A 25,831-nucleotide genomic window follows, 5' to 3' on the forward strand; every position below is an offset into this window, starting at 1 on the left:
TGTTCCGGTGGTCATGGCGGAGAGGAAACGCCCGGTTACATTCCGAACCCGGAAGCTAAGCTCTCCAGCGCCGATGGTACTGCATGGGGGACCGTGTGGGAGAGTAGGTCACCGCCGGACATATTGCCCCAATAGCTCAGTCGGCAGAGCGTCTCCATGGTAAGGAGAAGGTCAACGGTTCGATTCCGTTTTGGGGCTCAGCAGAAAGCTCTCACCTCCGGGTGGGAGCTTTTTTCATGCCCTCATGCATGCTCGTGGCCGCACGGTCGTACCGGCCGGGAACACTCCCCGGCCGGCGGGAGAACGACACGCGGAGGCCGAAGTCCGGCCGTTGCCCTCAGAGTTCGGGCATGCGCAGCGTCAGGATCGCCATGTCGTCCGACGGCGGATCGGACGCGAAACGCTCCACCGCCCGCAGTACCCGGGCCGCGACCGCCCCGGCCGTCATCCCGGTGCACGAACTCAGCACGTCCGCGAGGCCGTCGTCCCCCAGCATCCGCGTGCCCTCCCGACGCTCCGTCACCCCGTCGGTCACACACAGGAGAACGTCCCCGGGATCGAGCTTCGACGTCTGCTCGTACAGCTCCAGGTCGTCCATCACGCCCAGCAGCGGCTGCGGTCCGGCTGCCGGGCTCACCGTTCCGTCCGGCGTCAGACGCAGCGGCAGCGGATGCCCGGCGCACACCATCCTGAGCAGTGCGCCGCCCTCCTCCTGCGGCCACAACTCGCCGTAGAGCAGCGTCAGGAACCGCGCGCGGTCGCCCTCTTCGAGGATGGCGGCGTTCAGTCGCTCCAGGACCGCCGGGCCACCGAGCCCCTCCCGCGCGAGCAGCCGCAGCGCATGCCGCGCGAGACCCGTCACCGCGGCGGCCTGCGGCCCGGTACCGCACACGTCGCCGATGGCGAACCCGTACGCGCCCTCCCGGATCGGGAAGACGTCGTAGAAGTCACCGCCGACCTCGTTGCCCTCGCCGGCGGCGCGGTAGATGACCTCCACCTCGACGCCCGCGATCGAGGGCATCGCCGGCGGCAGGAGGCTGCGCTGCAACGACTGGCTGATCGCCGTGCGCTCGCTGTAGAGCCTGGCGTTGTCCAGGGCGAGGGCGGCCCGGCGCGACAGGTCCTCGGCCAGCTCCATGATGTCCTGGCGGAACCGCTCCTCCGTCGGCTTGCCGAGCGCCAGCAGCCCGATGACGCGGTTCCTCGCGATCAGCGGCAGGACCACCGTCTCACCGCCCACGGCCTGCGCCGTGGACAGGCTCGCGCCCGGAGGTTCGGGAGCGGACGGCAGCCCGCCCAGCGCAAGACTGCGCAGGGAACTGCGCAACGCCGTGTTGTGCGCCGCGTCCGCCGGTGCCGACCAGCGGCGGACCCCGAGCGTCACGTCGGGATCCGGCGGCTCGACGCGCTTGAGCAGTGCCTTGATGCCGTCGATGCGGTCCTCGTCCTCGTGCAGGACGTACGACAGCACCGGTTCGCCGAATTCGGAGATCGTGTAGACCGCGCACCAGGTCGCGAGGGTCGGGACCGTCATCTGTGCCATGAGGGCCAGCGTCTGGTTGCGGTCGAGGGTGCCGGCGAGCAGCTCGGACGCCTCCACCAGGAACGCGAGGGAGCCGCGGCGCAGCCGCTCCAGCTCGGTCAGCCGCGCCGACTCCACCGCGAGCGCGATCCGGTCCGCCGCGAACTGGAGGCGGAGGGCCTCCTCGTTGCTGTAGCGGCCGGGCGTCTCGGAGGCCACACCGAGCGAACCCGTCAGCCGGCCCTCCACCTTCAGCGGCACGATCACGACCGCGTGCATCCCCGTGCCCGACAGCAGCGGCACGGCTCCCGGCACGGTCGCCAGGTCCTCGTGGACGGCGGGCATGCGCGCCGAACCGTAACGGCCGTTGCTCGTCTCGACCGGTACCCGGGCGAAGCGCTGGCGGGCCGACGGGAGGCCGGTCGTCGCGCGGACCTCGAGCTCCGTCTCGTCGTCGGTCGCAAGCAGCAGGAACGCGGCGTCCCCGCCGAGCATGTCGCGGGCACGCTCGACCGTGCGCTGCAGGAGGCCGTCGAGGTCGTCCGGCGGAGGGCCGCCGATGAGGCCGTCCAGCGGGTCGCCGGACCGCTCCAGCGCCTCGGCCGCGCCGCTGTGCAGGGGCAGGCGCACCGGGCTCAGGAGCACGGCGCGCTCCTCGTCCCGGACGATGAGGCACACGGTGGACGGCTCGCCGTCGCTGTCGCGCACGCGGAGGTGGCAGGCATACACCGGGACGGTGCGGCCGTGGGCGTCGCGCAGGCCGTAGGTGCCCTCCCAGCGGGACAGGGCGAGGGCCTCGGCGATACCGGTGCCGGTGCCGGGGGTCTGGGGCCAGGCGACGACATCGCCGAGCGGCCGGCCGACGACCTGCTCCGGCGCGTAACCGAAGAGCTGCCTGGCGTCCTCGTTCCAGGAGGTGACGGCGTCGTCGCTGTCGACCTGGACGACGGCGACGCGGACCCGGCTGTCGGCCACGGGCAGCGACTCCACGGGCAGCACCGGCCCGGCGGAGCGGGTGCCCACCGGGACGGCCTGCTGGTCCAGGCGGAACCACACGCACTTGTCGACGGCTGTGTAGTCCACCCCCCAACGGGAGGCGAGCGCCGCGCACAGCAGCAGGCCGCGGCCGCCCTCGCTGCTGAGATCAGGGCGGCCGCGGCCGACCTCGCCGATGGGCAGCTCGCGCTCCGGATGCCGGTCCACGACCTCGATGCGGACGCCGTCCCGCTCGCGCAGGCAGCGGACCTCGGCGGTCGTGCCGGCGTGGACGACGGCGTTGGTGACGAGTTCGCTCGTGAGGACGACGGCGTCCTCGCTCAGCTCGGTGAGGCCCCAGCCCTGGAGGGTGTCCCGGACGAAGCCGCGCGCGGTGGCGACCGAGCGGCCGACCGGCTCGAAGGTGGCCGCAGCTCGCGCGGTGATCACGTGCTCCCCCAGAGGTGCTCGGTAAGAGGCTGCCGCCCGCTTCGGCGGTCAGGTGCCAGGTTACTGACGTCCGGGGCACCACCGGGCGGCGCATCCGCTGATTTCGCCCGGAACGGGAACCAGAGGTGTGTGATGCTGCCGAACTGTTATCGCCCCGTCGGTCGGGAGTGAAACACTGGAGGAGCCCGGCGTGGGAATCGCGGGGCCGAGGTCGATCCCGCGGGAGGGACACAGTGGTGGCTGAGGGAGCGGTGGCGCACGGTGGTACCCGTGCGCGGGCGAAGAGGTCCCGGGCCGGCGGCACCGTCGAAGTCGACGCCGCCGCCCTCGACCGGCTGCTCTCCGCGCTCGAGGCCATGCGGGACGGCAACATGCGCAAACGCCTCACCGTCGTCGGTGAGGGGCCGATGGCGGAGATCGCGGCCGTCTACAACCAGGTCGCCGACCGCGGCCTGCACCTGACCGGACAGCTCTCGTCCGTACGGCGGCTCGTCGGCCGGGAGGGCAAGCTCACCGAGCGCATGGAGACGGGCGTCCTCGAGGGCGCGTGGGGCAGGGCCGTCGACGACGCGAACGACCTCGTGGACGACCTCGTGCGGCCCATGTCGGAGGTCGGGCGGGTCCTCACGGCGGTCGCCGAGGGCGATCTCGAACAGCGCATGGAACTGCGGGTCGAGGCGAGGGACGGGACGGGCCGGCCGCTGCGCGGTGAGTTCCTGCGGGTCGGGCGTACCGTCAACGGGCTCGTCGACCACCTCTCGCAGTTCACCGACGAGGTCACGCGGGTGGCCCGTGAGGTCGGCACCGAGGGGAAGCTCGGCGGCCAGGCCAGGGTGCGGGGCATGTCCGGCTCGTGGAAGGGCCTCACCGACTCCGTCAACACGATGGCGGCCCGTCTCACGGCCCAGGTCCGGGACATCTCGACCGTCACCAAGGCCGTCAACGAGGGCGACCTCTCGCGGAAGGTCACCGTCCATGTGGCGGGCGAGATGCTGGAGCTCAAGGACACCGTGAACACCATGGTGGACCAGCTCTCCTCGTTCCAGTCCGAGGTCACGCGGGTGGCCCGTGAGGTCGGTACGGACGGTGTGCTCGGCGGGCAGGCGCAGGTCAAGAACGTCGCGGGTGTCTGGAAGGACCTCACCGACTCGGTCAACACCATGGCCGGGAACCTGACGAAGCAGGTCCGTGAGATCGCGCAGGTCACCACGGCCGTGGCCAACGGCGACCTGTCCCAGAAGATCACGGTCAGGGCGCGCGGCGAGGTCGCGCAGCTCGCCGACACGATCAACAACATGACGCTCACCCTCCAGTCGTTCGCCGACGAGGTGACGCGCACGGCCACCGAGATCGGTACGGACGGGACGCTCGGCGGGCAGGCCCGTGTGCAGGGCGTGGCCGGGGTGTGGAAGGAGCTGACGGACTCCGTCAACACCGCCTTCCGCAATTTGACGGCGCAGGTCCGCGACATCGCCCAGGTGACGACGGCGGTGGCGAACGGTGATCTGTCGCAGAAGGTCACGGTGGATGTTTCCGGCGAGATGCTGGAGCTCAAGAGCACGGTGAACCGGATGGTCGACCAGCTCTCGTCCTTCCAGTCGGAGGTCACGCGGGTCGCGCGGGAGATCGGCGACGAGGGTGTGCTCGGCGGTCAGGCGTCCGTCCTCGGGGTCGCGGGCGCGTGGAAGGACCTCACCGACTCCGTGAACACGGCGTTCCGCAACCTCACGGGCCAGGTCCGCAACATCGCCCAGGTGACGACGGCGGTGGCGAACGGTGATCTGTCGCAGAAGGTCACCGTGGACGTTTCCGGCGAGATGCTGGAGCTCAAGAGCACGGTCAACACGATGGTGGACCAGCTCTCGTCGTTCGCGGACCAGGTGACGCGGGTCGCCACCGAGGTGGGCATCGAGGGGCGGCTCGGCGGCCAGGCGCAGGTCGTCGGTGTCAGCGGCACCTGGAAGGCGCTCACCGACTCGGTGAACCGCATGGCGTCGAACCTGACCGACCAGGTCCGCAACATCGCGCAGGTCACGACGGCGGTCGCGCGGGGCGACCTGACGCAGAAGATCGCCGTCGACGCGCGCGGCGAGATCCTGGAGCTGAAGACCACCGTCAACACGATGGTGGACCAGCTCTCCTCGTTCGCCGACCAGGTGACGCGGGTGGCCCGCGAGGTGGGGACGGAGGGCCGCCTGGGCGGTCAGGCACAGGTGTCCGGTGTGGCCGGGACGTGGCGTGACCTGACGGACTCCGTGAACGGGATGGCGAACAACCTGACCGATCAGGTGCGGAACATCGCCCAGGTCGCCACGGCGGTCGCTCGGGGTGACCTGACGCAGCGGATCACCGTGGACGCGCGGGGCGAGATCCTCGGCCTCAAGGAGACGCTGAACACGATGGTGGACCAGCTCTCCTCGTTCGCCGAGCAGGTGACCCGGGTCGCCGTCGAGGTGGGTACGGAGGGGCGCCTGGGCGGTCAGGCGCAGGTCGAGGGCGTCGCCGGCACGTGGCGTGACCTCACGGAGTCCGTCAACAGCATGGCGAACAACCTGACCGACCAGGTGCGGAACATCGCCCAGGTCACGACCGCCGTGGCGCAGGGCGACCTGACGAAGAAGATCACGGTCGACGCGCGCGGCGAGATCCTGGTCCTCGTCACCACGGTGAACACGATGGTGGACCAGCTCTCGTCGTTCGCGGACCAGGTGACGCGGGTGGCCCGTGAGGTGGGTACGGAGGGCAAGCTCGGGGGCCAGGCGCAGGTGCGCGGGGTCTCGGGCACCTGGAAGGCGCTCACCGACAATGTGAACCTCATGGCCCGCAACCTCACCACCCAGGTGCGGAACATCTCGGAGGTCGCCACGGCGGTGGCCAACGGTGACCTGTCCAAGAAGGTGACGGTCGAGGCCAGCGGCGAGGTCGCGCAGCTCGCCGACACGGTGAACCGGATGGTGACGACGCTGTCGTCGTTCGCCGCCGAGGTGACCCGCGTGGCCCGCGAGGTGGGCACGGAGGGCCGACTCGGCGGGCAGGCGAAGGTGCCCGGCGTCTCCGGGACGTGGCGTGACCTGACCGAGTCCGTGAACCGCATGGCGTCCAACCTGACCGGGCAGGTCCGCAACATCCGGATGGTCACGACGGCCATCGCGCAGGGTGACCTGACCAAGAAGATGGACATCGACGCGCGCGGTGAGATCTTCGAGCTGAAGCAGACGCTCAACACGATGGTGGACCAGCTCTCGCTGTTCGCCGAGCAGGTGACGAGGGTCGCCCGCGAGGTGGGTACGGAGGGGCGGCTCGGCGGTCAGGCGCGGGTGCCGGGGGTGGCCGGCACCTGGAACGACCTCACGGACTCCATGAACGAGATGGCGGCCAACCTGACGCGTCAGATGCGGGGCATCGCGCGGGTCGCCGAGTTCGTCGACCGCGGTGACCACAACGTGCGCATCGACATGGACGCGGCGGGCGAGATCCTGACCGTCCAGGAGAGCGTCAACAAGATGATCATCAACCTGCGGGAGACGACGCTCGCCAACAAGGAGACGGACTGGCTCAAGAGCAATCTCGCGCGGATCTCGGCGCTGCTCCAGGGGCGGCGCGACCTCAAGGACGTGGCGAGCCTCGTCATGAGCGAGCTGGTGCCCGCGGTGACGGCGCAGCACGGCGCGTTCTTCCTTGCGGTGCAGACGGACGGCGACGTCGTCGGCACGTCCGAGGAGGAGGAGATCGACCCGGACGCGTACGAGCTGCGGATGATCGGCAGCTACGGGTACCCGTCGGGCTTCCAGACGATGTCGTTCCGCCCGCGCGAGTCGCTGGTGGGCACGGCGGCCGACGAGCGGAAGATGATCGCGTTCGGGCCGACGCCTGAGGGGTATCTCAAGATCTCCTCCGGGCTCGGCGAGGCGCCGCCGGTGTTCGTCGTGGCGCTGCCGGTGCTGTTCGAGGGGCGCGTGCTCGGTGTGCTGGAGCTGGCCTCGTTCAAGCCGTTCACGCAGATCGAGCGCGACTTCCTCGGACAGATGGCCGAGATGATCGCGACGAGCGTCAACACGATCGCGGTCAACACCCGTACGGAGTTGCTGCTCCAGGGATCGCGGAAGCTCGCGGACAAGCTCAAGCTCCAGACGGATGAGCTGGAGGAGCAGCGCAAGGCCCTGCAGGAGTCCAACTCGGAGCTGCGGGAGAAGGCTGACCTCCTGGCGCAGACCAACCGCCGCATCGAGGTGAAGAACTCGGAGATCGAGGAGGCGCGGCGTGGTCTGCAGGAGCGGGCCGAGCAACTGGCCGTGTCGATGCGGTACAAGTCCGAGTTCCTGGCGAACATGTCGCACGAGCTGCGCACCCCGCTGAACTCGCTGCTGATCCTGGCGAAGCTGCTCGCCGACAACGCCGAGGGGAATCTGTCGCCGAAGCAGGTGGAGTTCGCCGAGACGATCCACGGCGCGGGCTCCGACCTGCTGCAGCTGATCAACGACATCCTCGACCTGTCGAAGGTCGAGGCGGGCAAGATGGACATCAGCCCGACGCGGATCGCGCTGGTGCAGCTCGTGGACTACATCGAGGCGTCGTTCCGGCCGCTGACGGCGGAGAAGAGCCTGGAGTTCTCGGTGCGGGTCTCGCCGGAGCTGCCGGCGACGCTCCACACGGACGAGCAGCGGCTGCTGCAGGTCCTGCGCAACCTCCTGTCGAACGCGGTCAAGTTCACCGACGCGGGTTCGGTGGAGCTGGTGATCCGGCCGGTGACCACCGAGGTGCCGCAGGAGCTCAGGGACCAGCTCCTGGAGAACGGCGCGGGGCTCGCGGCGGACGCGCCGATGGTCGCGTTCGCCGTGTCGGACACCGGTATCGGGATCGCGGCGAGCAAGATGCGGGTGATCTTCGAGGCGTTCAAGCAGGCCGACGGGACGACGAGCCGCAAGTACGGCGGTACGGGCCTCGGGCTGTCGATCAGCCGGGAGATCGCGCGGCTGCTCGGCGGGGAGATCCACGCGGCGAGCGAGCCGGGGCGCGGGTCCACCTTCACGCTCTACCTGCCGCTGCAGCCCACGGAGTTGCCGCCGCCCGGGTACGGGCAGCTCGGCGGGGGGACGCCGGCGATCGAGGGGCGGCGTCCCGGCCGCGCGCTGGAGGCGGGGCCGTCCGCCGGTGGCGGGGAGGCCGGTGAGCGGGCGGACGCTCCGGCCGCCGAGGCGGATTCCGGCAGCCGGCGCGCCTCCGCCGCGGCGGAGCAGGCGGCCGAGTCGCTGACCCGGCGGCACCGTGAGCGGTTCCAGGAGCACGGGGCCGCCGGTGTCAGGGAACGCGCGGAGAGTGCCGGTGGCCGCGCGGCGGATTCCGCGCCGGCCGACGAGGCGCGGCTGAGGCGGCTGTACCGGCAGTTCAAGGGCCGCAAGGTGCTGATCGTCGACGACGACGTGCGCAATGTCTTCGCGCTCACGAGCGTCCTCGAACAGCACGGGCTGCGGGTCCTGTACGCGGAGAACGGCCGGGAGGGCATCGAGGTCCTGGAGTCGAACGAGGACGTCGTCCTGGTGCTGATGGACATCATGATGCCCGAGATGGACGGATACGCGACGACCGCAGCGATCCGGCGGATGCCGCAGTTCGCCGGGCTGCCGATCATCGCGCTCACGGCGAAGGCGATGAAGGGCGACCGGGAGAAGACCATCGAGTCCGGCGCGTCCGACTATGTGACCAAACCGGTCGACAACGAACAGCTGTTGACCGTCATGAGTCAGTGGATGGGCGCCGACGAGTGACGTCCGCCACGGGGCGGCCGGGGCGGAACCATCCGCGGGCCCCGGCCGTTCCGCTGGTGAACGGCGTGGTTCGCCGGGTGCCGGTGCGCGTGATATCGTGACGCAGCGCAATGCGCTGATCACCGGGTGCCTTGTGCGCTGCGCCGCTCGACGAGCGGGCAGGGCGGGCGACGGTGATGTCGGGGGCCGGACCGGAGGAGACCCGGCGTCCCACGAGGACGCGGGGGACCGCCGGACGGTGCCGCGTGACCGACGCATGGCTGGCCGGGCTCGCTGGCACGGGTGCCGGTGAGGATGTCAACATGTCCGGCACAGGACCGGACGGCTGAGCAAGCCGTCCACTACGGCGGCGCTCCCGCGCCGCAGGGGCGAGGAGGACGGGGCCATGGTGCAGAAGGCCAAGATCCTCCTGGTCGATGACCGGCCCGAGAATCTGCTGGCGCTGGAGGCGATCCTCTCGGCGCTCGATCAGACGCTGGTCCGGGCATCGTCAGGGGAGGAAGCGCTCAAGGCGCTGCTCACAGAGGACTTCGCGGTGATCCTGCTCGACGTCCAGATGCCGGGCATGGACGGCTTCGAGACGGCCGCGCACATCAAGCGGCGCGAGCGCACCCGCGACATCCCCATCATCTTCCTGACCGCGATCAATCACGGTCCCCACCACACCTTCCGCGGCTACGCGGCCGGTGCGGTGGACTACATCTCGAAGCCCTTCGACCCGTGGGTGCTGCGGGCGAAGGTGTCCGTGTTCGTCGACCTGCACATGAAGAACGTGCAACTGCGGGAACAGGCACAACTGTTGCGGCGCGAGCTGGAGAGCAGCGGCATCCAGTCCACGGACGCCGAGCGCCGTGCGGGCGGGCTCCTGCCCGAGCTCTCCGCCCGGCTCGCGGCCGTCGAGGAGCAGGCGGAGGTGCTCTCCAAGGAGGTCGCCGAGTCCGGCGGCAGCGCCGCCGTGTCCACCGCGGCGCACCTGGAGCGCAAGCTCGCCGGGCTGCGCCGCGCGCTGGACGCGCTGCAGCCGGGCGCCGGCGAAGCGACCTCGGTCGACTCCCGCTGAGGCGAGGCGCCCCGCCCGCGGGGCGCCCGTCGTGACGGTCGGTCAGGGGGTGTGCTCCGTGCCTGCGGAGTGAGACCCCGGTACGCTCACCCCCATGGCCTCACGTACGTCCGGCAAGGGTTCCCGACAGGGGCGCGGCGGTGCGGGAGCGGGCGGCAGGCCGGCCCCCGCGAAGAAGGCCGCGGCCAAGAAGGCGGCGCCGAAGGGCGCGCCGGCCGGGAAGGCCCCCGCGAAGAAGGCGGCGGCCAAACCGGCGCCCGCGCCGCCGCGGCGCAATCTCGCCGTCCGCGTCGTCCGCGGCGTGTGGCTCGGTATCGCGCACCCCCTCGGCGCTCTGCTGCGCGGCGTCGGACGCGGTGCCAAGGGCCTCGACCCGGCCCACCGGAAGGACGGGCTGGCGCTCCTCCTCATCGCCCTCGCACTGGTCGTCGCGGCCGGCACCTGGTCCAACCTGCAGGGTCCGGTCGGCGAGCTGGTCACCATGCTGGTCACCGGCGCGCTCGGCCGGCTCGACCTCGTGCTGCCCCTTGTTCTCGGCTTCCTCGCGGTGCGGCTGATCCGGCACCCGGAGCAGCAGGAGGCGAACGGGCGGATCGTCATCGGCCTGTCCGCGCTGCTGATCGGCGTGCTGGGGCTTGTCCACATCGCGACGGGCGCGCCGGGCCGTTCCGAGGGCGCACAGGCCCTGCGGGACACCGGCGGGCACATCGGGTGGGCCGCGTCCCGTCCGCTCATCCTGGCCGTGGGAGAGCCCCTCGCGACGGCGCTGCTGGTGCTGCTCACGGTCTTCGGGCTGCTGGTCGTGACGGCGACGCCGGTGAACGCCATCCCGCGGCGGCTGCGTGAGGGCGCGGTGCGCCTCGGGCTGCTCGAGGAGCCGGCGGACGACGATGACGCCGGCCACTGGGCCGAGGCGGTGCCCGGTGACACGTACCGGTACGAGGAGCCGCGCCCGGTGCGGCGTCGGTCCGGGCGCGGGACGCGGCCCGACGGCGGCGGTGACCCGGCCGGCGACGGCGGTCACCACGAGGAGGACGTGCCGGCGGCGGGGACACGGCGGCGGGGCCGGCGCCCCGCGCGGGCGGCGGCCGACCCGGTGGACGTCGCCGCCGCGGCGGCCGCCGCCCTGGACGGCGCCGTCCTGCACGGGGTGCAGCCGTCGCCGCTGGTCGCGGAGATCAGCAAACGCGTCGCGACCGGCGGGGAGGGGGCGGACGAGGCCACGGCGGGGCGCGGCGAGCCCGCCGCAGCACCGGCCGGTGCCGTGCCCGACCTGACCAAGCGCGCGCCCGAGCCCGCCGCCGACCGGCTGCCCGCCCGGGCCGAGCAGCTCCAGCTCGCGGGGGACATCACCTACGCGCTGCCGTCCCTCGATCTGCTGACGCGCGGTGGTCCGGGACGGACCCGCAGCGCGGCGAACGACGCCGTCGTCGAGGCGCTGACGACGGTGTTCGGCGAGTTCAAGGTGGACGCGCGGGTCACGGGCTTCACCCGCGGTCCGACCGTCACCCGCTACGAGGTCGAGCTGGGGCCGGCGGTGAAGGTCGAGAAGATCACCGCGCTCACCAAGAACATCGCCTACGCCGTCGCGAGCCCCGACGTGCGGATCATCAGCCCCATCCCGGGCAAGTCCGCCGTGGGCATCGAGATCCCGAACAGCGACCGCGAGATGGTCAACCTGGGGGACGTCCTGCGTACGGCCGACGCGGTCGGCGACGAGCACCCGCTGGTCGTCGGGCTCGGTAAGGACGTCGAGGGCGGCTACGTCATGGCCAACCTGGCGACGATGCCGCACATGCTCGTCGCCGGCGCCACCGGCTCCGGCAAGTCGTCGTGCGTCAACTGCCTGATCAGCTCGGTGATGATGCGTTCCACGCCGGAGGACGTGCGGCTCGTCCTGATCGACCCCAAGCGCGTCGAGCTGACCGCGTACGAGGGCATCCCGCACCTGATCACCCCGATCATCACCAACCCCAAGCGGGCCGCCGAGGCGCTGCAGTGGGTGGTGCGCGAGATGGACCTGCGGTACGACGACCTGGCGGCGTACGGCTTCCGGCACATCGACGACTTCAACGCGGCGGTGCGCGCGGGGAAGGCCACCCCGCCGCCCGGCAGCGAGCGCGAGCTGGCGCCGTACCCGTATCTGCTGGTCATCGTGGACGAGCTGGCGGACCTGATGATGGTGGCGCCGCGCGACGTGGAGGACGCCATCGTGCGGATCACACAGCTCGCGCGCGCGGCCGGCATCCACCTCGTACTGGCGACGCAGCGGCCGAGCGTCGACGTCGTGACCGGGCTGATCAAGGCGAACGTGCCGTCCCGGCTGGCGTTCGCGACCTCGTCGCTGGCCGACAGCCGTGTGATCCTCGACCAGCCGGGGGCGGAGAAGCTCATCGGGAAGGGTGACGGGCTGTTCCTCCCGATGGGGGCGAACAAGCCGGTGCGCATGCAGGGCGCGTTCGTCACGGAGGAGGAGATCGCCGCCGTCGTGGCGCACTGCAAGGAGCAGATGGCGCCGGTGTTCCGGGACGACGTGACGGTCGGCTCGGGCAGGAAGAAGGAGATCGACGAGGAGATCGGCGACGACCTCGACCTGCTGTGCCAGGCCGCGGAGCTGGTGGTGTCGACGCAGTTCGGGTCCACGTCGATGCTCCAGCGGAAGCTCCGTGTCGGGTTCGCGAAGGCCGGGCGGCTGATGGACCTGATGGAGTCGCGGGGCGTGGTCGGGCCGAGCGAGGGATCGAAGGCGCGGGACGTACTGGTGAAGCCGGACGAACTCGATGGTGTGCTCGCGCTGATCCGGGGGCAGGCGGACGCCTAGGGCCTGTCCGGCGAATCTTGCCTGTCTCGCGACGCCGGCTACGGCACCTCGCTGCGTTGCCGTATCGCGCGAATACGGTCGGGTATGAGCTGCGATCCGGCGCCTTGCGATGCACCGCATCCGACGCCGCGAGCCGCGCCAAGATCCGCCGGACAGACCCTAGGCGGGCAGGCCGCGAGTCGGGGCCGGCGGCCGCGTCCGAGGGCGGTCGGACCATCCTGTTGGCGGACAGATACGACCGGTCCGGTTGCCTGATTCTTTCCCTGCGCCCCTAGACTTATATGCACAGCACGCGGCTTCACGCTCGAAAGGCGCCCCCGTGTCCCAAGGCAACTCCGCAGCGGAGGACCGGCGTTCGGTCGGTCGGCTGCTTCAGCAGGCGCGTATCGACGCACGGCTGACCGTGGACGACGTCAGTTCGTCCACTCGGGTGCGTATTCCGATCGTCCATGCCATTGAAGCGGACGATTTCAGTCGCTGTGGTGGGGATGTCTACGCGCGCGGGCATATCCGCAGCCTCGCGCGCGCGGTGGGGCTCGACCCCGCCGAGCTGATCGAGCTGTTCGACGAGCAGCACGAACCGGAGCCGCGGACCCTCTCCTCCGGACCTCTGTTCGAGGCGGAGCGCATCCGGCCCGAGCCCCGGCGCCCGAACTGGACGGCCGCCATGGTGGCGGCCATCGTGGCCGTCGTGGCGTTCGTCGGCTTCACGTTCTTCGGCGGCGGCGGGGACGGCGGCGCCTCGGCCGACGGCTCCCCCGTCCCCGGGCGTCCCGGCGGCGTCGCCGGGGGCAACGAGGAGGCGCAGGCGCCGTCCGCGCCCCCGCCGACCCGGTCCGACGAGTCGGAGGAGCCCGAGGCCACCGAGAGCGCCGTCGCCGCCGCGCCCGCCGACAAGGTCACCGTCCGGGTGGCCGTCGAGGGCGGCTCCAGCTGGATCTCCGCCAAGGACGGCAATGGCGGACTCATCTTCGAGGGCGTCCTGCAGGAGGGTGACTCCCAGACCTTCACCGACGACGACCGCATCGACCTGGTCCTCGGCAACGCGGGCGCCGTCCGGCTGCACGTCAACGGCAAGGAGATCGAGAGCGACTTCACCGACGGGCAGGTCCAGCGCCTCACCTACACCCCCGGGGACCCGGAGGAGGGATGAGCCCCGCGGGCGGGGGGAGGCGTCCGGCCGGGGACGAAGTAGGCTGAGCCCATGTCCGAACGCCGTACCGTCGCCCTGGTCACTCTTGGTTGTGCCCGTAATGAGGTGGATTCCGAAGAACTGGCCGGGCGGTTGGCCGCGGACGGCTGGGACCTCGTGGACGACGCGGCCGACGCCGAGGTCGCCGTCGTCAACACCTGCGGCTTCGTCGACGCCGCGAAGAAGGACTCCGTCGACGCCCTCCTGGAGGCCGGCGCGCTGAAGTCGGGTCCCGAAGGCCCCGGCCGCACCCGCGCGGTGGTCGCCGTCGGATGCATGGCGGAGCGGTACGGCAAGGAGCTCGCCGACGCCCTGCCCGAGGCGGACGCCGTCCTCGGCTTCGACGACTACGCCGACATCTCCGAGCGCCTGCGGACCATCCTCGGCGGCGGCGTCCACGCTCCGCACGTCCCGCGCGACCGGCGCAGGCTGCTGCCCATCAGCCCCGCCGACCGCCAGGGCACGGACGTCGCGCTGCCCGGCCACGGCGCGGCCCCGGCGGTGGACACCGGCGCCATAACGGACCTGCCGCCCGGCGTCGCGCCCGCCTCAGGACCGCGCGCGCCGCTGCGCCGGCGGCTCGACGACAGCCCCGTCGCCTCCGTCAAGCTGGCGTCCGGCTGCGACCGCCGGTGCAGTTTCTGCGCGATCCCCTCGTTCCGCGGCTCGTTCATCTCCCGGCGCCCCTCCGACGTGCTGAACGAGGCCCGCTGGCTCGCCGGGCAGGGCGTGCGCGAGGTCATGCTCGTCTCGGAGAACAACACCTCCTACGGCAAGGACCTCGGCGACATCCGCCTCCTGGAGACGCTGCTGCCCGAACTCGCCGCGATCGACGGCCTGGAACGCGTCCGCGTGAGCTACCTCCAGCCCGCCGAGATGCGCCCGGGGCTCATCGACGTCCTCACCGGGACGGACAAGGTCGCCCCCTACTTCGACCTGTCCTTCCAGCACTCCGCGCCGGGCGTGCTGCGGGCCATGCGGCGGTTCGGCGACACGGAGCGGTTCCTCGGCCTCCTGGAGACCATCAGGTCGAAGGCGCCGCTGGCCGGTGTGCGCTCCAACTTCATCGTCGGCTTCCCCGGCGAGACCGAGGAGGACGTCGAGGAGCTGGAACGGTTCCTGACCGCCGCGCGGCTGGACGCCATCGGGATCTTCGGCTACTCGGACGAGGAGGGCACCGAGGCCGCGGGCTACGACGGCAAGCACGATCCCGAGGTCGTCGCCGAACGGCTGGCGCGCCTCTCCCGGCTGGCCGACGAGCTGATCGCGCAGCGTGCCGAGGACCGTGTCGGCGAGCCCTCCCGGGTCATGGTCGAATCCCTCGACCCGGAGGACCTGGACGCGCTGGAGGACCTGGACCCCGGCGAGCTGGACGGCCTGGCGGCCGTGGCGGTCGGGCGGGGCGCGCACCAGGGTCCCGAGACGGACGGGCAGACCGTCGTCGTCGCCCCGGCGGGCGCGGAGAAGCCGGCCGTGGGGCAGTTCGTGGACACCGAGATCATCGCCGCGCTGGGCGCCGATCTGGTCGCCGTGCTGCGTCCCGGCCCCGGCGCCGGGGCGGCCCGGTGACAGGTATGTCCGCCTCGGCCGCCGGGCAGGGACGCGCGGCGGACGCGCGGCCGGGCGCCGCCGCGTCCCCCGGCCTGTGGAACATCGCCAACATCCTCACAATGGTGCGGCTGCTCCTCGTCCCGGGGTTCGTCCTCCTCATGTTCGCGGACGGCGGGCACGACCCGGCGTGGCGCTCCCTCGCGTGGGCGGCGTTCACCGTGGCCATGATCACCGACCTGTTCGACGGCGAGCTGGCGCGGCGGCGCAACATCGTCACCGACTTCGGCAAGATCGCCGACCCGATCGCCGACAAGGCGATCATGGGCGGCGCCCTGATCTGTCTGTCACTGCTCGGGGACGTCCCGTGGTGGGTGACGGTCGTCATCCTCGTGCGGGAATTGGGGATCACCGCACTGCGTTTCTGGGTGATCCGGCACGGTGTCATGGCGGCCAGCAAGGGCGGCAAGCTGAAGACCCTGACCCAGGGCGTCGCCGTCGGGATGTACATCCTGGCACTGACCGGGCCGCTGGCGTCCCTGCGCTGGTGGGTGATGGCGGTCGCGGTCGTGCTGACGGTCGTGACCGGGCTCGACTACGTGCGGCAGGCCGTCGTGCTGCGGCGCGCGGGGCTGGCCGCGGAGCGTGCGGAAGCGAGGGGCGGTGCGGGGTAGCACGGAGTGTGCCGGTGCGCTCACGGCGCGACAGGTCCTCGGCCTGCTCACGGACCGTGGGCACACGGTGGCCGTGGCCGAGTCGCTGACCGGCGGGATGGTCGCCGCGGCCCTGACGGGGGTCCCCGGCGCCTCACGGGCGTTCCTCGGCTCGGTGACGGCCTACGCGCCGGCCGTCAAGCAGCACGTGCTCGGCGTGGACGGCGCGCTGCTCGCCGACCGGGGCGCGGTGGACGCGGAGGTCGCACGGCAGCTCGCGAGGGGCGTGCGGGAGCTGCTGCGCGCCGACTGGGGGCTGGCGACCACGGGCGTCGCGGGTCCCGGGCCGCAGGAGGGCAAGCCCGCCGGAACGGTCTACATCGCGGTTTCGGGTCCCGGAACGGGGAAAGTCGTGGCTCAGCGGCTCAGCCTCCACGGGGACCGCACCGCTGTCCGGGAGGGCAGCGTACGGGCCGTTCTCACTCTGCTGCGCAACGAGCTGATCCTTCCCCGGGACCCGGCGGAGCGCGGTGCGGGGGAGGGGCAGGATACGGAACAGGACGGAGGAGAAGGATGTTTGCAGCCCTGAGTGAACAACACATCGCTCCCCGCGCGGGGGGAGTCCGAGGCGGTACGGTGGGGCATGAAGCAAGCGAGGCCAACGGTCCGAGGAGGGAGCAACCGATGATCCTGCTCCGTCGCCTGCTGGGTGACGTGCTGCGTCGGCAGCGCCAACGTCAGGGCCGCACGCTGCGTGAAGTCTCCTCCTCGGCGAGGGTCTCCCTCGGGTACCTCTCGGAGGTCGAGCGGGGGCAGAAGGAAGCCTCCTCGGAGCTGCTCGCCGCCATCTGCGACGCGCTGGACATGCGGATGTCGGAGCTGATGCGGGAGGTCAGCGACGAGCTGGCGCTCGCCGAGCTGGCCCAGTCCGCCGCGAGCGACACCGTGTCGTCGCTGGGTGCCCCGGCCGGCCGGGGTCTCGGTGACCGCCCGATGCTGAATTCCGTGCGCGTCCCCCGGGTGACCCCGGTGGGTCACCCCGACGAGCACGTCACGATCAAGGCGTCCGCCGAGGCCGTGGACGTGGTCGCCGCCTGATCGGCGCACCCCCGCGACGGACCGTACAGCGGTGCCGTCGCCCTGCCCCCTGCCCTCCCGCCACCGCCGGCCTCATGACCGCAGGCGCAGCCCCCGGGGAGTGGCGTGGAAGCCGGCGCTCTCCAGCAGCCGCACCCACAGGGGGTCCCCCAGCACCGGTGAGCCGTTGACCCGCTCCACGGTCAGCGTGCCGAGCGCCCCGGCCCCCGCCGCGTGGGCCAGTGCACCGGCGGCCGTCCGCAGGATCTCCTCCCGTGCCTCGGGGTCGTCACCGCGCGGCCAGGCCAGCAGTGTCTTGCCGCCCCGCTCCACATACAGCACCAGCTCACCCCCCACCAGGACCACCAGTGCGCCCGCCTTGCGGCCCGGCTTGTGGCCCGCCGCGTCCGGCGGTTCCGGCCAGGGCAGTGCGGCGCCGTAGGCGTTCGCCGGGTCGGCTGCCGCGAGGAGTACGGCCGCCGCCGTGCCGGGCCGGTCGCGCTCGGCCGCCGTGTGGACGGCCCGCAGCCGGTCCACGGCCCCGTCCATGGCGAACTGCGCGGCACCGAGCCCCTCGACGACATAGCCGCGGCGGGTCCGGCCACTCTCCTCGAAGGCCGCGAGCACCCGGTAGACGGCCGAGAAACCGCCCTCCACGCCCTCCGCGGCGACCGCGCCGCGCGTGACGACGCCATGCCGGTCAAGGAGCGTCTGCGCCATGGCGTGCGCGCGCACGGTGGCCTCCGGCTCACGCGCGGGCAGCAGCGACCAGCGCCCGCCGACGGTGGGTGGCCCCGTGCGTCCCGCGGCGGGGCGTGCCGCCCGGCCCGTGCCCACGGCGAGCCCTCCGTACCGGCTGCGCGGCGTCGCGCGGCGCGCCCGGTGCGCGGTGGCGCCGGCCGTGCGGCCCGAGCCGAGGAGGGCACGCAGCGGGCCGAGGGTGTCGTTGGTGAGGCGGCCGGACCACGCGAGGTCCCAGACGGCCTCGGCGAGTTCCGCGTCGGACACGGCGGAACCGAGGCGCCCGGCCTCCTCCGCGATCTGCCGGAAGAACAGCCCGTAGCCACCGGAGAGGGCGTCGAGGACCGCCCGGTGCACGGGGGTGAGTTCCAGGGGGTGGGGCGGCGGCAGCAGCAGCGGTGCCGAGTCGGCCGGGTACAGGGAGATCCAGCCGTCCTTGCCCGGCAGCGCGCCCGCCCCCGCCCACACGACCTCGCCCGAAGCCGTCAACTCGTCGAGCAGCGGCGGCGCGTACCCCGCGACACGGGAGGGCAGCACCAGCCGCTCCAGGGCCGACGCCGGGACGGGCGCGCCCTGCAACTGCTCGACGGCGCGCACCAGTCCGTCGATGCCGCGCAGCTCGCCGCGGGGACTTCCCGGCGCGCCCACGTGCTGCCACCTGGGGAGGAACGCCGCCATCGCCGCGGGCGGGACCGGTTCGAGCTCCTGCCGCAGCGCCGCCAGGGACCTGCGCCGCAGCCGGCGCAGGACCGCCGGGTCGCACCACTCGTGGCCGACGCCGCCGGGCCTGAACTCCCCGCGCACCAGCCGGCCGTCGGCCGCGAGCCGCTGGAGCGCGCCGTCCGCGACCGCCGTGCCGAGGCCGAACCTGCCGGCCGCCTGAGCCGAGGTGAACGGCCCGTGGGTGCGGGCGTAGCGCGCGAGCAGATCGCCCAGCGGGTCCCGCACGGGCTCGGTGAACGCCTCGGGCACGCCGACGGGCAGCGCGGTGCCGAGGGCGTCCCTGAGCCTGCCCGCGTCCTCGATGGCGGCCCAGTGGTCGACGCCGGCGACGCGCACGCGCAGCGCGCGGCGGGCGGCGGCCAGTTCGGCGGCCCAGACGGTGTCGGCGCCGCGCTCGGCCAGCTCGTCGTCGGTCAGCGGGCCGAGGAGACGCAGCAGGTCGGCCACGCCCTCGATGTCCTTCACACGATGGTCGTCGGTGAGCCGGCCCAGCTCGCGCTCCAGATCGGCCAGCACCTCCGGGTCGAGCAGTTCGCGCAGTTCGGCCTGGCCCAGCAGCTCGGAGAGCAGGCGCGCGTCGAGGGAGAGGGCGGCTGCCCTGCGCTCGGCGAGGGGCGAGTCGCCCTCGTACAGGTACTGCGCGACATAGCCGAACAGCAGGGACCGGGCGAACGGGGACGGCTCCGGGGTGGTCACCTCCACGAGGCGGACACGGCGGGCCTCGATGTCCCCCATGAGCCGGGCGAGACCGGGCACGTCGAACACGTCCTGGAGGCACTCGCGCACCGCCTCCAGGACAATGGGGAAGGAGCCGAACTCACTCGCCACCGACAGCAGTTGCGCGGCCCGCTGCCGCTGCTGCCACAGCGGGGTGCGGCGGCCCGGGGTGCGGCGGGGGAGGAGCAGCGCGCGGGCGGCGCACTCGCGGAAGCGGGACGCGAACAGTGCCGAGCCGCCCACCTGGTCGGTGACGAGCTGCTCGACGTCCCCCCGGTCGAAGACGACGTCGGCCGCGCCCACCGGGGGACGGCCGTCGTCGAGCACCGCGTCCGCCGGGCCCGTGCCGGCCCCCGGGTCGTCGGCGAGCGGGTCGGTGTCGGGCAGCCGCAGCACGATCCCGTCGTCCGCGTGGAGGACCTGGGCGTCCAGGCCGTACCGCTCGGTCAGGCGCGCGCCGAGCGCCAGCGCCCAGGGGGCGTGCACCTGTGCCCCGAACGGCGAGTGGACGACGACACGCCAGTCGCCCAGCTCGTCGCGGAACCGTTCGACGACGATCGTGCGGTCGTCCGGCAGGTGGCCGCAGGCGCGGCGCTGCTCGTCCAGGTGGGCGAGGACGTTGTCCACGGCCCAGGTGTCGAGCCCGGCGCCGGCGAGCCGCTCGCGGGCGGCTGCCGCGGGCAGCGCGCCGACCTCGCGCAGGAAGGCGCCGAGCGCCCGGCCCAGCTCCAGCGGGCGGCCGAGCTGGTCGCCCTTCCAGAACGGCAGCCGCGCCGGCACCCCGGGCGCGGGCGAGACGAGGACCCGGTCGCGGGTGATGTCCTCGATGCGCCAGGACGTCGTGCCGAGCGTGAAGACGTCGCCGACGCGCGACTCGTACACCATCTCCTCGTCCAGCTCGCCGACCCGGCCGCCGCCCTTGCGCGGGTCGGCACCGGCCAGGAACACGCCGAACAGGCCGCGGTCCGGGATCGTGCCGCCGGAGGTGACGGCGAGCCGCTGGGCGCCGGGCCGGCCGGTGACCGTGTGCGCCACCCGGTCCCACACGAGCCGGGGCCGCAGCTCGGCGAAGGCGTCGGACGGGTAGCGGCCGGCCAGCATGTCGAGCACCGCGTGGTAGGCGGACTCGGGGAGCGCGGCGAACGGGGCCGCGCCCCGCACGACCGTCAGCAGCTCGTCCACGTCCCAGGTGTCCATGGCCGTCATGGCGACGATCTGCTGCGCCAGGACGTCCAGGGGATTGGCCGGGACGCGCAGCGCCTCGATCAGCCCGGCGCGCATGCGCTCGGTGACGACGGCCGCCTGCACGAGGTCGCCGCGGTACTTCGGGAGGACCACCCCCGAGGACACGGCCCCCACCTGGTGGCCCGCGCGCCCCACGCGCTGGAGCCCGGAGGCGACCGACGGCGGTGACTCCACCTGCACGACCAGGTCGACGGCGCCCATGTCGATCCCCAGCTCCAGGCTGGAGGTCGCCACCACGGCCGGCAGCCGCCCGGCCTTGAGGTCCTCCTCGATCCGGGCGCGCTGCTCCTTGGAGACGGAGCCGTGGTGGGCGCGCGCGATCACGTCGGGGGCGCCGCGCGCCGCGCCCGAGCCGCCCATCAGGTCGGCGGGCGCGTGGTGCTCGGGCAGCGGCTCGCCGGTCGCGCGCTCGAGCGCGATCTCGTTGAGGCGGTTGCACAGGCGCTCGGCGAGGCGGCGCGAGTTCGCGAAGACGATGGTCGAGCGGTGCGCCTGCACCAGGTCCACGATCCGCTCCTCCACCGAGGGCCAGATCGACGGCTGCGCGCCGCTGCCCGGCGCGTCGGGGACGGGGGAGCCGCCCAGTTCGCCCATGTCCGGCACCGGCACCTCGACGGAGAGGTCGAAGACCTTCCCCGACGGGGGCTGCACGGTCGTGACCCGGCGGCGCGGGGAGAGGAAGCGCGCCACCTCGTCCACCGGGCGGACGGTCGCCGACAGGCCGACGCGGCGCGCCGGGCGGGGCAGCAGCAGGTCGAGGCGCTCCAGGGAGAGGGCGAGGTGGGCGCCGCGCTTGGTGCCGGCGACGGCGTGGACCTCGTCGAGGATGACCGTCTCGACGCCGGCGATGGCCTCCCTGGCGGCCGAGGTCAGCATGAGGAACAGCGACTCGGGGGTCGTGATCAGGATGTCGGGGGGACGGCGGACGAGCGCACGGCGGTCGGCCGCCGGGGTGTCGCCGCTCCTGATCCCGACGCGGATGTCGGGCTCGGGCAGGCCGAGGCGGACCGCTTCCTGGCGGATGCCGGCGAGCGGGCCGCGGAGGTTGCGCTCGACGTCGACGGCGAGGGCCTTGAGCGGCGAGACGTACAGCACGCGGCAGCGCCGGTGGGGCTCGGCCGGCGGCGGGACGGAGGCCAGGCGGTCCAGGGCGGACAGGAAAGCGGCGAGGGTCTTGCCCGACCCGGTCGGGGCGACGACCAGGGCGTCGGACTCCTCGGCGATCGCCCGCCAGGCGCCCTCCTGGGCGGGCGTGGGGGCGGGGAAGGCACGGGTGAACCAGGCACGCGTGGGGGCCGAGAAGCCGTGCAGCGCCGAGGTGGGCGCGGGGCCGGGTGCCGGGTGTTCGTGCATGGGGCCATCGTGCACCCGGGCACTGACAACGGCATCGGCGCCCTCCGGGGTCACCGCGGCGCCGGGGGATACTGGCGGTATGCGGTTGACGGACTTCTGGCAGCGGATGGCGGATCACTTCGGCCCGGGCTACGCGGACTCGTTCGCCCGGGACCATGTCATGGCGGAACTGGGCGGCCGGACGGTCAGCGAGGCCCTCGACGCCGGCTGGGACGCCAAGGACGTGTGGCGGGTCGTCTGCGGCGTGATGGAGGTCCCCCAGCGCCTCCGCTAGGCCAACGCAGGCGCCTGACCTGCGTCTTTCCGGGTTATCCACAGGGTTGGCCCGTCGCTTGACACAAAAATCGAACAACCATTCTCATGGGAGGGCGGGCAGGCGCCGGACGGTGTGAGAACGCCGAGTGTCAGTGGCAGGCGCTAGCGTCCGTGGTTGTGAAGCGAACGAATCAGACGGACCGGGTGGCACCCATGGCAGGTACGGACCGCGAGAAGGCGCTCGACGCCGCTCTCGCACAGATTGAACGGCAGTTCGGCAAGGGCGCGGTGATGCGCCTCGGCGAGCGGCCGGACGACCCGGTGGAGGTCATCCCGACCGGGTCCACGGCGCTGGACGTGGCGCTGGGCGTCGGCGGACTGCCCAGGGGGCGTGTCGTCGAGGTGTTCGGCCCCGAGTCCTCCGGCAAGACGACCCTCACCCTCCACGCCGTCGCCAACGCGCAGCGCGCCGGCGGCACGGTCGCCTTCGTCGACGCGGAGCACGCCCTCGACCCGGAGTACGCCAAGAAGCTCGGCGTGGACGTGGATCAGCTGATCCTCTCCCAGCCGGACAACGGTGAGCAGGCTCTGGAGATCACCGACATGCTCATCCGCTCCGGCGCGCTGGACCTGATCGTCATCGACTCGGTCGCGGCCCTGGTGCCGCGCGCGGAGATCGAGGGCGAGATGGGCGACTCCCACGTGGGTCTCCAGGCCCGGCTCATGAGCCAGGCGCTGCGGAAGATCACCGGCGCGCTGAACCAGTCGAAGACGACGGCCGTCTTCATCAACCAGCTCCGCGAGAAGGTCGGCGTCATGTTCGGCTCCCCGGAGACGACGACGGGCGGCCGGGCGCTGAAGTTCTACGCGTCGGTGCGCCTGGACATCCGCCGCATCGAGACCCTGAAGGACGGCACCGAGGCCGTGGGCAACCGCACCCGGGTCAAGGTCGTGAAGAACAAGGTGGCGCCGCCCTTCAAGCAGGCCGAGTTCGACATCCTCTACGGCATCGGCATCAGCCGCGAGGGCGGGCTCATCGACATGGGTGTGGAGCACGGCTTCATCCGGAAGTCCGGCGCCTGGTACACCTACGAGGGCGACCAGCTCGGCCAGGGCAAGGAGAACGCCCGCAACTTCCTGCGGGACAACCCCGACCTCGCCAACGAGATCGAGAAGAAGATCAAGGAGAAGCTGGGCATCGGCCCGCGGACCGAGGCACCCGAGGGCGAGGCGGGCAAGGCCGAGGCCGCCAAGGAGGCGGCCGGCAAGGACGCGGCCGGTGCGGCGGCCGAGGTCCCGGCGCCCGCGCCCGCCGCGGCCAAGGTGTCCCGGGCCGCCAAGCCGGCGGCGGCCGCCAAGAGCTGACGGATGACCCGGCGCAGCGAATGGCCCGAGCCCGGCGCGCGGGGCGACGGCGCGGCCGCGGCCTCCCGTGCCGCCCCGGACGGTGTGCCCGCCGGGGCGGCGGGGGAGCGGCCGTCGCGCACCCCCCGCGATCCGGTGGAGCGGGCGCGCGCCCTCTGCCTGCGGCTGCTCACCGGGGCGCCCCGGACACGGCAGCAGCTCGCGGAGGCACTGCGCGCCCGGGACGTCCCCGAGGAGGCGGTGGCCGCCGTGCTGGACCGCTTCGAGGAGGTGGGGCTCATCGACGACGCCGCGTTCGCCGAGGCGTGGGTGGAGTCGAGGCACCACGGGAGGGGCCTCGCCCGGGGCGCGCTCGCCCGGGAGCTGCGGACCAGGGGGGTGGCGCCCGGCGTCGTGGCGGAGGCTGTAGGGCGTCTGGACAGCGAGCGGGAGGAGAAGACGGCCCGGAGCCTGGTCGACCGGAAGCTGCGGGCCACCCGGGGGCTCGACCGCGAGAAGCGGCTCCGCCGGCTCGTGGGGATGCTCGCCCGCAAGGGGTATCCGCAGGGGCTGTGTCTGCGGGTGGTGCGCCAGGCTCTGGAGGAGGAGGGGGAGGACCCGGAGGTGATGGACGGCTACTTGTCCGAGGACGTGTGAGGGCGCGCGTGCTCGGGCGGATGCGGGGGCGAGTGACGGGGATGCGCGGTACCCGGGTGCTCCGGACGTGCCGGCCGGCGTGGAGGGGCGGCGGCGCGGCGGTCAGGTGTGCTTCGGGTGCGTGCCGTGGGCGGCGGAGGGGGACGGATCGGCGTCGGTGTCCCCGCGCACGACGCGCGCGCAGCTCTCCAGCGCCGCGTGGTCCCCGCCGGGGACGGCGGCGGCCAGGTGGCCGTCCGGCCGCACCAGCAGCAGGGTGTGGGGTCCCGCGCCGGGATAGCTGTCGGCGACCAGCAGCTCGGTCGGCAGGGGGAGGGCCTTGGCGACCGCGGCCAGCTCGGGCATCAGGCCGGCCGTCAGCCAGTGCTTGGCGTCCCACACGCCCGCGCCGGGGGCCGTGAGGACGAGCAGCAGGGGGCCGCCCAGCCGGTCCCGCAGCCGGGCGCGGGTGCCGTCAAGACCTATCACCGGCACGTCCGCCACCTGGGAGCCCGGCGGTGTGTCCGTCGGCATCGCCCGGGGCGGGGCGGGGGTGAGCGGGGACGACGGGTGGGCGGCGGGGCCGCCCAGGGCGCCTACCCCGAGATGCGCGTCGGAAAGGAGGGCGATCCGGCTTCTGCCGCGCCCGGAGAGGCGCGCGGACAGCCCACCGCCGCGTACCACCGGCAGGGCCTGGTCGACGGCGCGCAGCCCGGCGGCCACGGCGGTGCGGCGCTCGGCCTCGTAGCTGTCCAGCAGGAGGTCGGCGTGGCCTTCGTGGCAGGCGACGGCGAGCTTCCACGCGAGGTTCGCGACGTCCCGGAGGTTCTCGGCGACCTGCTGGGTGCCGAGGGCGCCGGAGAGGTGGGCGGCGTCACCGGCCAGGAAGACGCGGCCGTCGCGCCAGCGCCGTGCGAGGCGCTGGTGGCAGATGTGGACGCCGGTGTCGAGCAGGTCGTACGGCGGGACGTCGCCGTCGTGCAGGGCGGTCAGTGTGCTGTGCACGCGGTCGAGCAGGGCGTCCGGTGTGACGAGTTCGCCGTCCGGGGGGAGGGGCCAGTCCATGCGCCACCGCCCGCCGGTGAGCGGCCGCACCGTCACCTCGCCGGTGCCCGGTCCCCGGTGCAGCGCGGCCTCGCCCGCTCCGGGCAGCTCCGCGCGCAGGGCGGCCACCGCGTAGCGCTCGACCGCGGTCCTGCCGGGGAAAGGGACACGGAGCAGCTTGCGGACGGTCGAGCGGGCTCCGTCACAGCCGACGAGAAAGCTCCCGCGGAACGTCCTCGCCTGGCCGCGCAGCCCTTCGGGGGCGCGGCGCACCGTGTGGACGGTGACCTCGGCCGGCCGCTGCTCGCAGTCGGTCACGCGGTGGCCGGGAACGATCGTGACGAGGTCGTGTTCGGCCAGGGCGGCGCGCAGGGATTCCTCAAGGACGTGCTGGGGGAGGTGGCGCGGTGCCGTCGCGGGGGAGAAGTCCCGTTCGATGACGGTCCGGCCGCGCTGTGTGGCGCGCCACGCGGTCCATTCCGCGGACTCCCGGGCCACTTCGGGCAGTGCGGCCCAGGCGAGGGTGTCGTCGGTGAGGACGACGGTGCGGGCCGGTCGCCTCGCCGGCGGCGCCTCCGCTCCGTCCAGCACGACGGAGGGGACGCCGTACCCGGCCAGGGCATGCGCCAGCGCGAGCCCGGTGGGGCCCGCGCCGGCGATGATCACGGGCAGCACAGCACGTAGTGCAACCCAGTCGGCGATCACGCGTC

Annotated in this window: 14 protein-coding genes, 1 tRNA gene and 1 rRNA gene; 13 read left to right on the plus strand and 3 right to left on the minus strand. The window is 73.0% G+C overall.

The features are described 5' to 3' along the window. The first annotated feature begins 3 nt into the window (after positions 1 to 3). Both rrf and EMA09_RS22465 read left to right on the plus strand, forming a co-directional pair. Positions 4 to 120 (plus strand): 5S ribosomal RNA (gene rrf / locus EMA09_RS22460). Positions 121 to 125: 5 nt separating this feature from the next. After that, positions 126 to 198, plus strand: a tRNA-Thr gene (locus tag EMA09_RS22465). Between the two features lie 139 nt (positions 199 to 337). On the opposite strand, the gene EMA09_RS22470 is transcribed toward EMA09_RS22465, so the two are convergent. Beyond that, positions 338 to 2,947, minus strand: a complete 2,610-nt coding sequence (locus EMA09_RS22470) for a SpoIIE family protein phosphatase (RefSeq protein ID WP_129842788.1) — start codon at positions 2,945 to 2,947, stop codon at positions 338 to 340. A gap of 356 nt (positions 2,948 to 3,303) precedes the next feature. Between EMA09_RS22470 and EMA09_RS22475 the strand changes: the two genes are divergently transcribed. From EMA09_RS22475 to EMA09_RS22510, 8 genes are all read left to right on the plus strand, one after another. Continuing rightward, positions 3,304 to 8,712 (plus strand): HAMP domain-containing protein, encoded by a 5,409-nt coding sequence (locus EMA09_RS22475; protein WP_129844197.1) that lies wholly within the window; start codon positions 3,304 to 3,306, stop codon positions 8,710 to 8,712. A gap of 385 nt (positions 8,713 to 9,097) precedes the next feature. Further along, positions 9,098 to 9,772: a response regulator gene (locus tag EMA09_RS22480; protein ID WP_129842789.1), complete on the plus strand. Its 675-nt coding sequence runs from the start codon at positions 9,098 to 9,100 to the stop codon at positions 9,770 to 9,772. A 94-nt stretch (positions 9,773 to 9,866) separates the two neighbouring features. Next, positions 9,867 to 12,593, plus strand: a complete 2,727-nt coding sequence (locus tag EMA09_RS22485) for a DNA translocase FtsK (protein WP_129842790.1) — start codon at positions 9,867 to 9,869, stop codon at positions 12,591 to 12,593. A gap of 319 nt (positions 12,594 to 12,912) precedes the next feature. Next, positions 12,913 to 13,746, plus strand: a complete 834-nt coding sequence (locus tag EMA09_RS22490) for a helix-turn-helix domain-containing protein (RefSeq protein WP_129842791.1) — start codon at positions 12,913 to 12,915, stop codon at positions 13,744 to 13,746. A gap of 51 nt (positions 13,747 to 13,797) precedes the next feature. Beyond that, positions 13,798 to 15,354 carry a radical SAM protein gene (locus EMA09_RS22495; RefSeq protein ID WP_129842792.1) on the plus strand — a complete coding sequence of 519 codons (1,557 nt, stop codon included), beginning with the start codon at positions 13,798 to 13,800 and terminating at the stop codon, positions 15,352 to 15,354. Positions 15,355 to 15,359: 5 nt separating this feature from the next. Further along, a complete protein-coding gene (gene pgsA, locus EMA09_RS22500; protein ID WP_206305983.1) occupies positions 15,360 to 16,007 on the plus strand; it encodes a CDP-diacylglycerol--glycerol-3-phosphate 3-phosphatidyltransferase in 648 nt (215 codons plus the stop codon). After that, the gene (locus EMA09_RS22505) at positions 15,997 to 16,575 is read left to right on the plus strand and encodes a nicotinamide-nucleotide amidohydrolase family protein (protein WP_129842794.1); all 579 of its coding nucleotides are present in this window, start codon (positions 15,997 to 15,999) and stop codon (positions 16,573 to 16,575) included. The genes pgsA and EMA09_RS22505 overlap by 11 nt, the downstream gene beginning before the upstream one ends. 95 nt (positions 16,576 to 16,670) lie before the next feature. Further along, positions 16,671 to 17,084, plus strand: a complete 414-nt coding sequence (locus EMA09_RS22510; RefSeq protein WP_129842795.1) for a helix-turn-helix transcriptional regulator — start codon at positions 16,671 to 16,673, stop codon at positions 17,082 to 17,084. A gap of 72 nt (positions 17,085 to 17,156) precedes the next feature. Here EMA09_RS22510 and EMA09_RS22515 read toward each other — a convergent pair whose 3' ends face one another. After that, positions 17,157 to 21,842, minus strand: a complete 4,686-nt coding sequence (locus tag EMA09_RS22515; protein WP_129842796.1) for an ATP-dependent helicase — start codon at positions 21,840 to 21,842, stop codon at positions 17,157 to 17,159. Between the two features lie 79 nt (positions 21,843 to 21,921). Here EMA09_RS22515 and EMA09_RS22520 point away from each other — a divergent pair, with 79 nt between their 5' ends. The 3 genes from EMA09_RS22520 to recX all read left to right on the plus strand — a co-directional run bounded on the left by EMA09_RS22520 (position 21,922) and on the right by recX (position 24,098). Then, on the plus strand, positions 21,922 to 22,116 hold the full coding sequence (locus tag EMA09_RS22520; RefSeq protein ID WP_129842797.1) for a DUF3046 domain-containing protein: 195 nt from the start codon (positions 21,922 to 21,924) through the stop codon (positions 22,114 to 22,116). 194 nt (positions 22,117 to 22,310) lie between these two features. Continuing rightward, a complete protein-coding gene (gene recA / locus EMA09_RS22525) occupies positions 22,311 to 23,462 on the plus strand; it encodes a recombinase RecA (protein ID WP_129842798.1) in 1,152 nt (383 codons plus the stop codon). A 3-nt stretch (positions 23,463 to 23,465) separates the two neighbouring features. Beyond that, positions 23,466 to 24,098, plus strand: coding sequence for a recombination regulator RecX (gene recX, locus EMA09_RS22530; RefSeq protein ID WP_129842799.1), 633 nt, complete (start codon positions 23,466 to 23,468; stop codon positions 24,096 to 24,098). A 102-nt stretch (positions 24,099 to 24,200) separates the two neighbouring features. Here the strand turns inward: recX and EMA09_RS22535 are convergent, their stop codons facing one another. Then, positions 24,201 to 25,796: an FAD-dependent monooxygenase gene (locus EMA09_RS22535; protein ID WP_129842800.1), complete on the minus strand. Its 1,596-nt coding sequence runs from the start codon at positions 25,794 to 25,796 to the stop codon at positions 24,201 to 24,203. Positions 25,797 to 25,831 lie beyond the last annotated feature (35 nt).

It is taken from the genome of Streptomyces sp. RFCAC02 (genome assembly GCF_004193175.1).
In the GTDB taxonomy this organism is placed as follows: Bacteria; Actinomycetota; Actinomycetes; order Streptomycetales; family Streptomycetaceae; genus Streptomyces.

What these genes read in the sequence shown, in the direction of transcription:
- EMA09_RS22480 (WP_129842789.1), top strand. Translation starts at nt 9,098, where the DNA reads ATGGTGCAGAAGGCCAAGATCCTCCTGGTCGATGACCGGCCCGAGAAT.
- EMA09_RS22495 (WP_129842792.1), top strand. Translation starts at nt 13,798, where the DNA reads ATGTCCGAACGCCGTACCGTCGCCCTGGTCACTCTTGGTTGTGCCCGT.
- EMA09_RS22510 (WP_129842795.1), top strand. Translation starts at nt 16,671, where the DNA reads ATGATCCTGCTCCGTCGCCTGCTGGGTGACGTGCTGCGTCGGCAGCGC.
- EMA09_RS22515 (WP_129842796.1), bottom strand. Translation starts at nt 21,842, where the DNA reads ATGCACGAACACCCGGCACCCGGCCCCGCGCCCACCTCGGCGCTGCAC.
- recA (WP_129842798.1), top strand. Translation starts at nt 22,311, where the DNA reads ATGGCAGGTACGGACCGCGAGAAGGCGCTCGACGCCGCTCTCGCACAG.
- EMA09_RS22485 (WP_129842790.1), top strand. Translation starts at nt 9,867, where the DNA reads ATGGCCTCACGTACGTCCGGCAAGGGTTCCCGACAGGGGCGCGGCGGT.
- recX (WP_129842799.1), top strand. Translation starts at nt 23,466, where the DNA reads ATGACCCGGCGCAGCGAATGGCCCGAGCCCGGCGCGCGGGGCGACGGC.
- EMA09_RS22520 (WP_129842797.1), top strand. Translation starts at nt 21,922, where the DNA reads ATGCGGTTGACGGACTTCTGGCAGCGGATGGCGGATCACTTCGGCCCG.
- pgsA (WP_206305983.1), top strand. Translation starts at nt 15,360, where the DNA reads ATGTCCGCCTCGGCCGCCGGGCAGGGACGCGCGGCGGACGCGCGGCCG.
- EMA09_RS22475 (WP_129844197.1), top strand. Translation starts at nt 3,304, where the DNA reads ATGCGGGACGGCAACATGCGCAAACGCCTCACCGTCGTCGGTGAGGGG.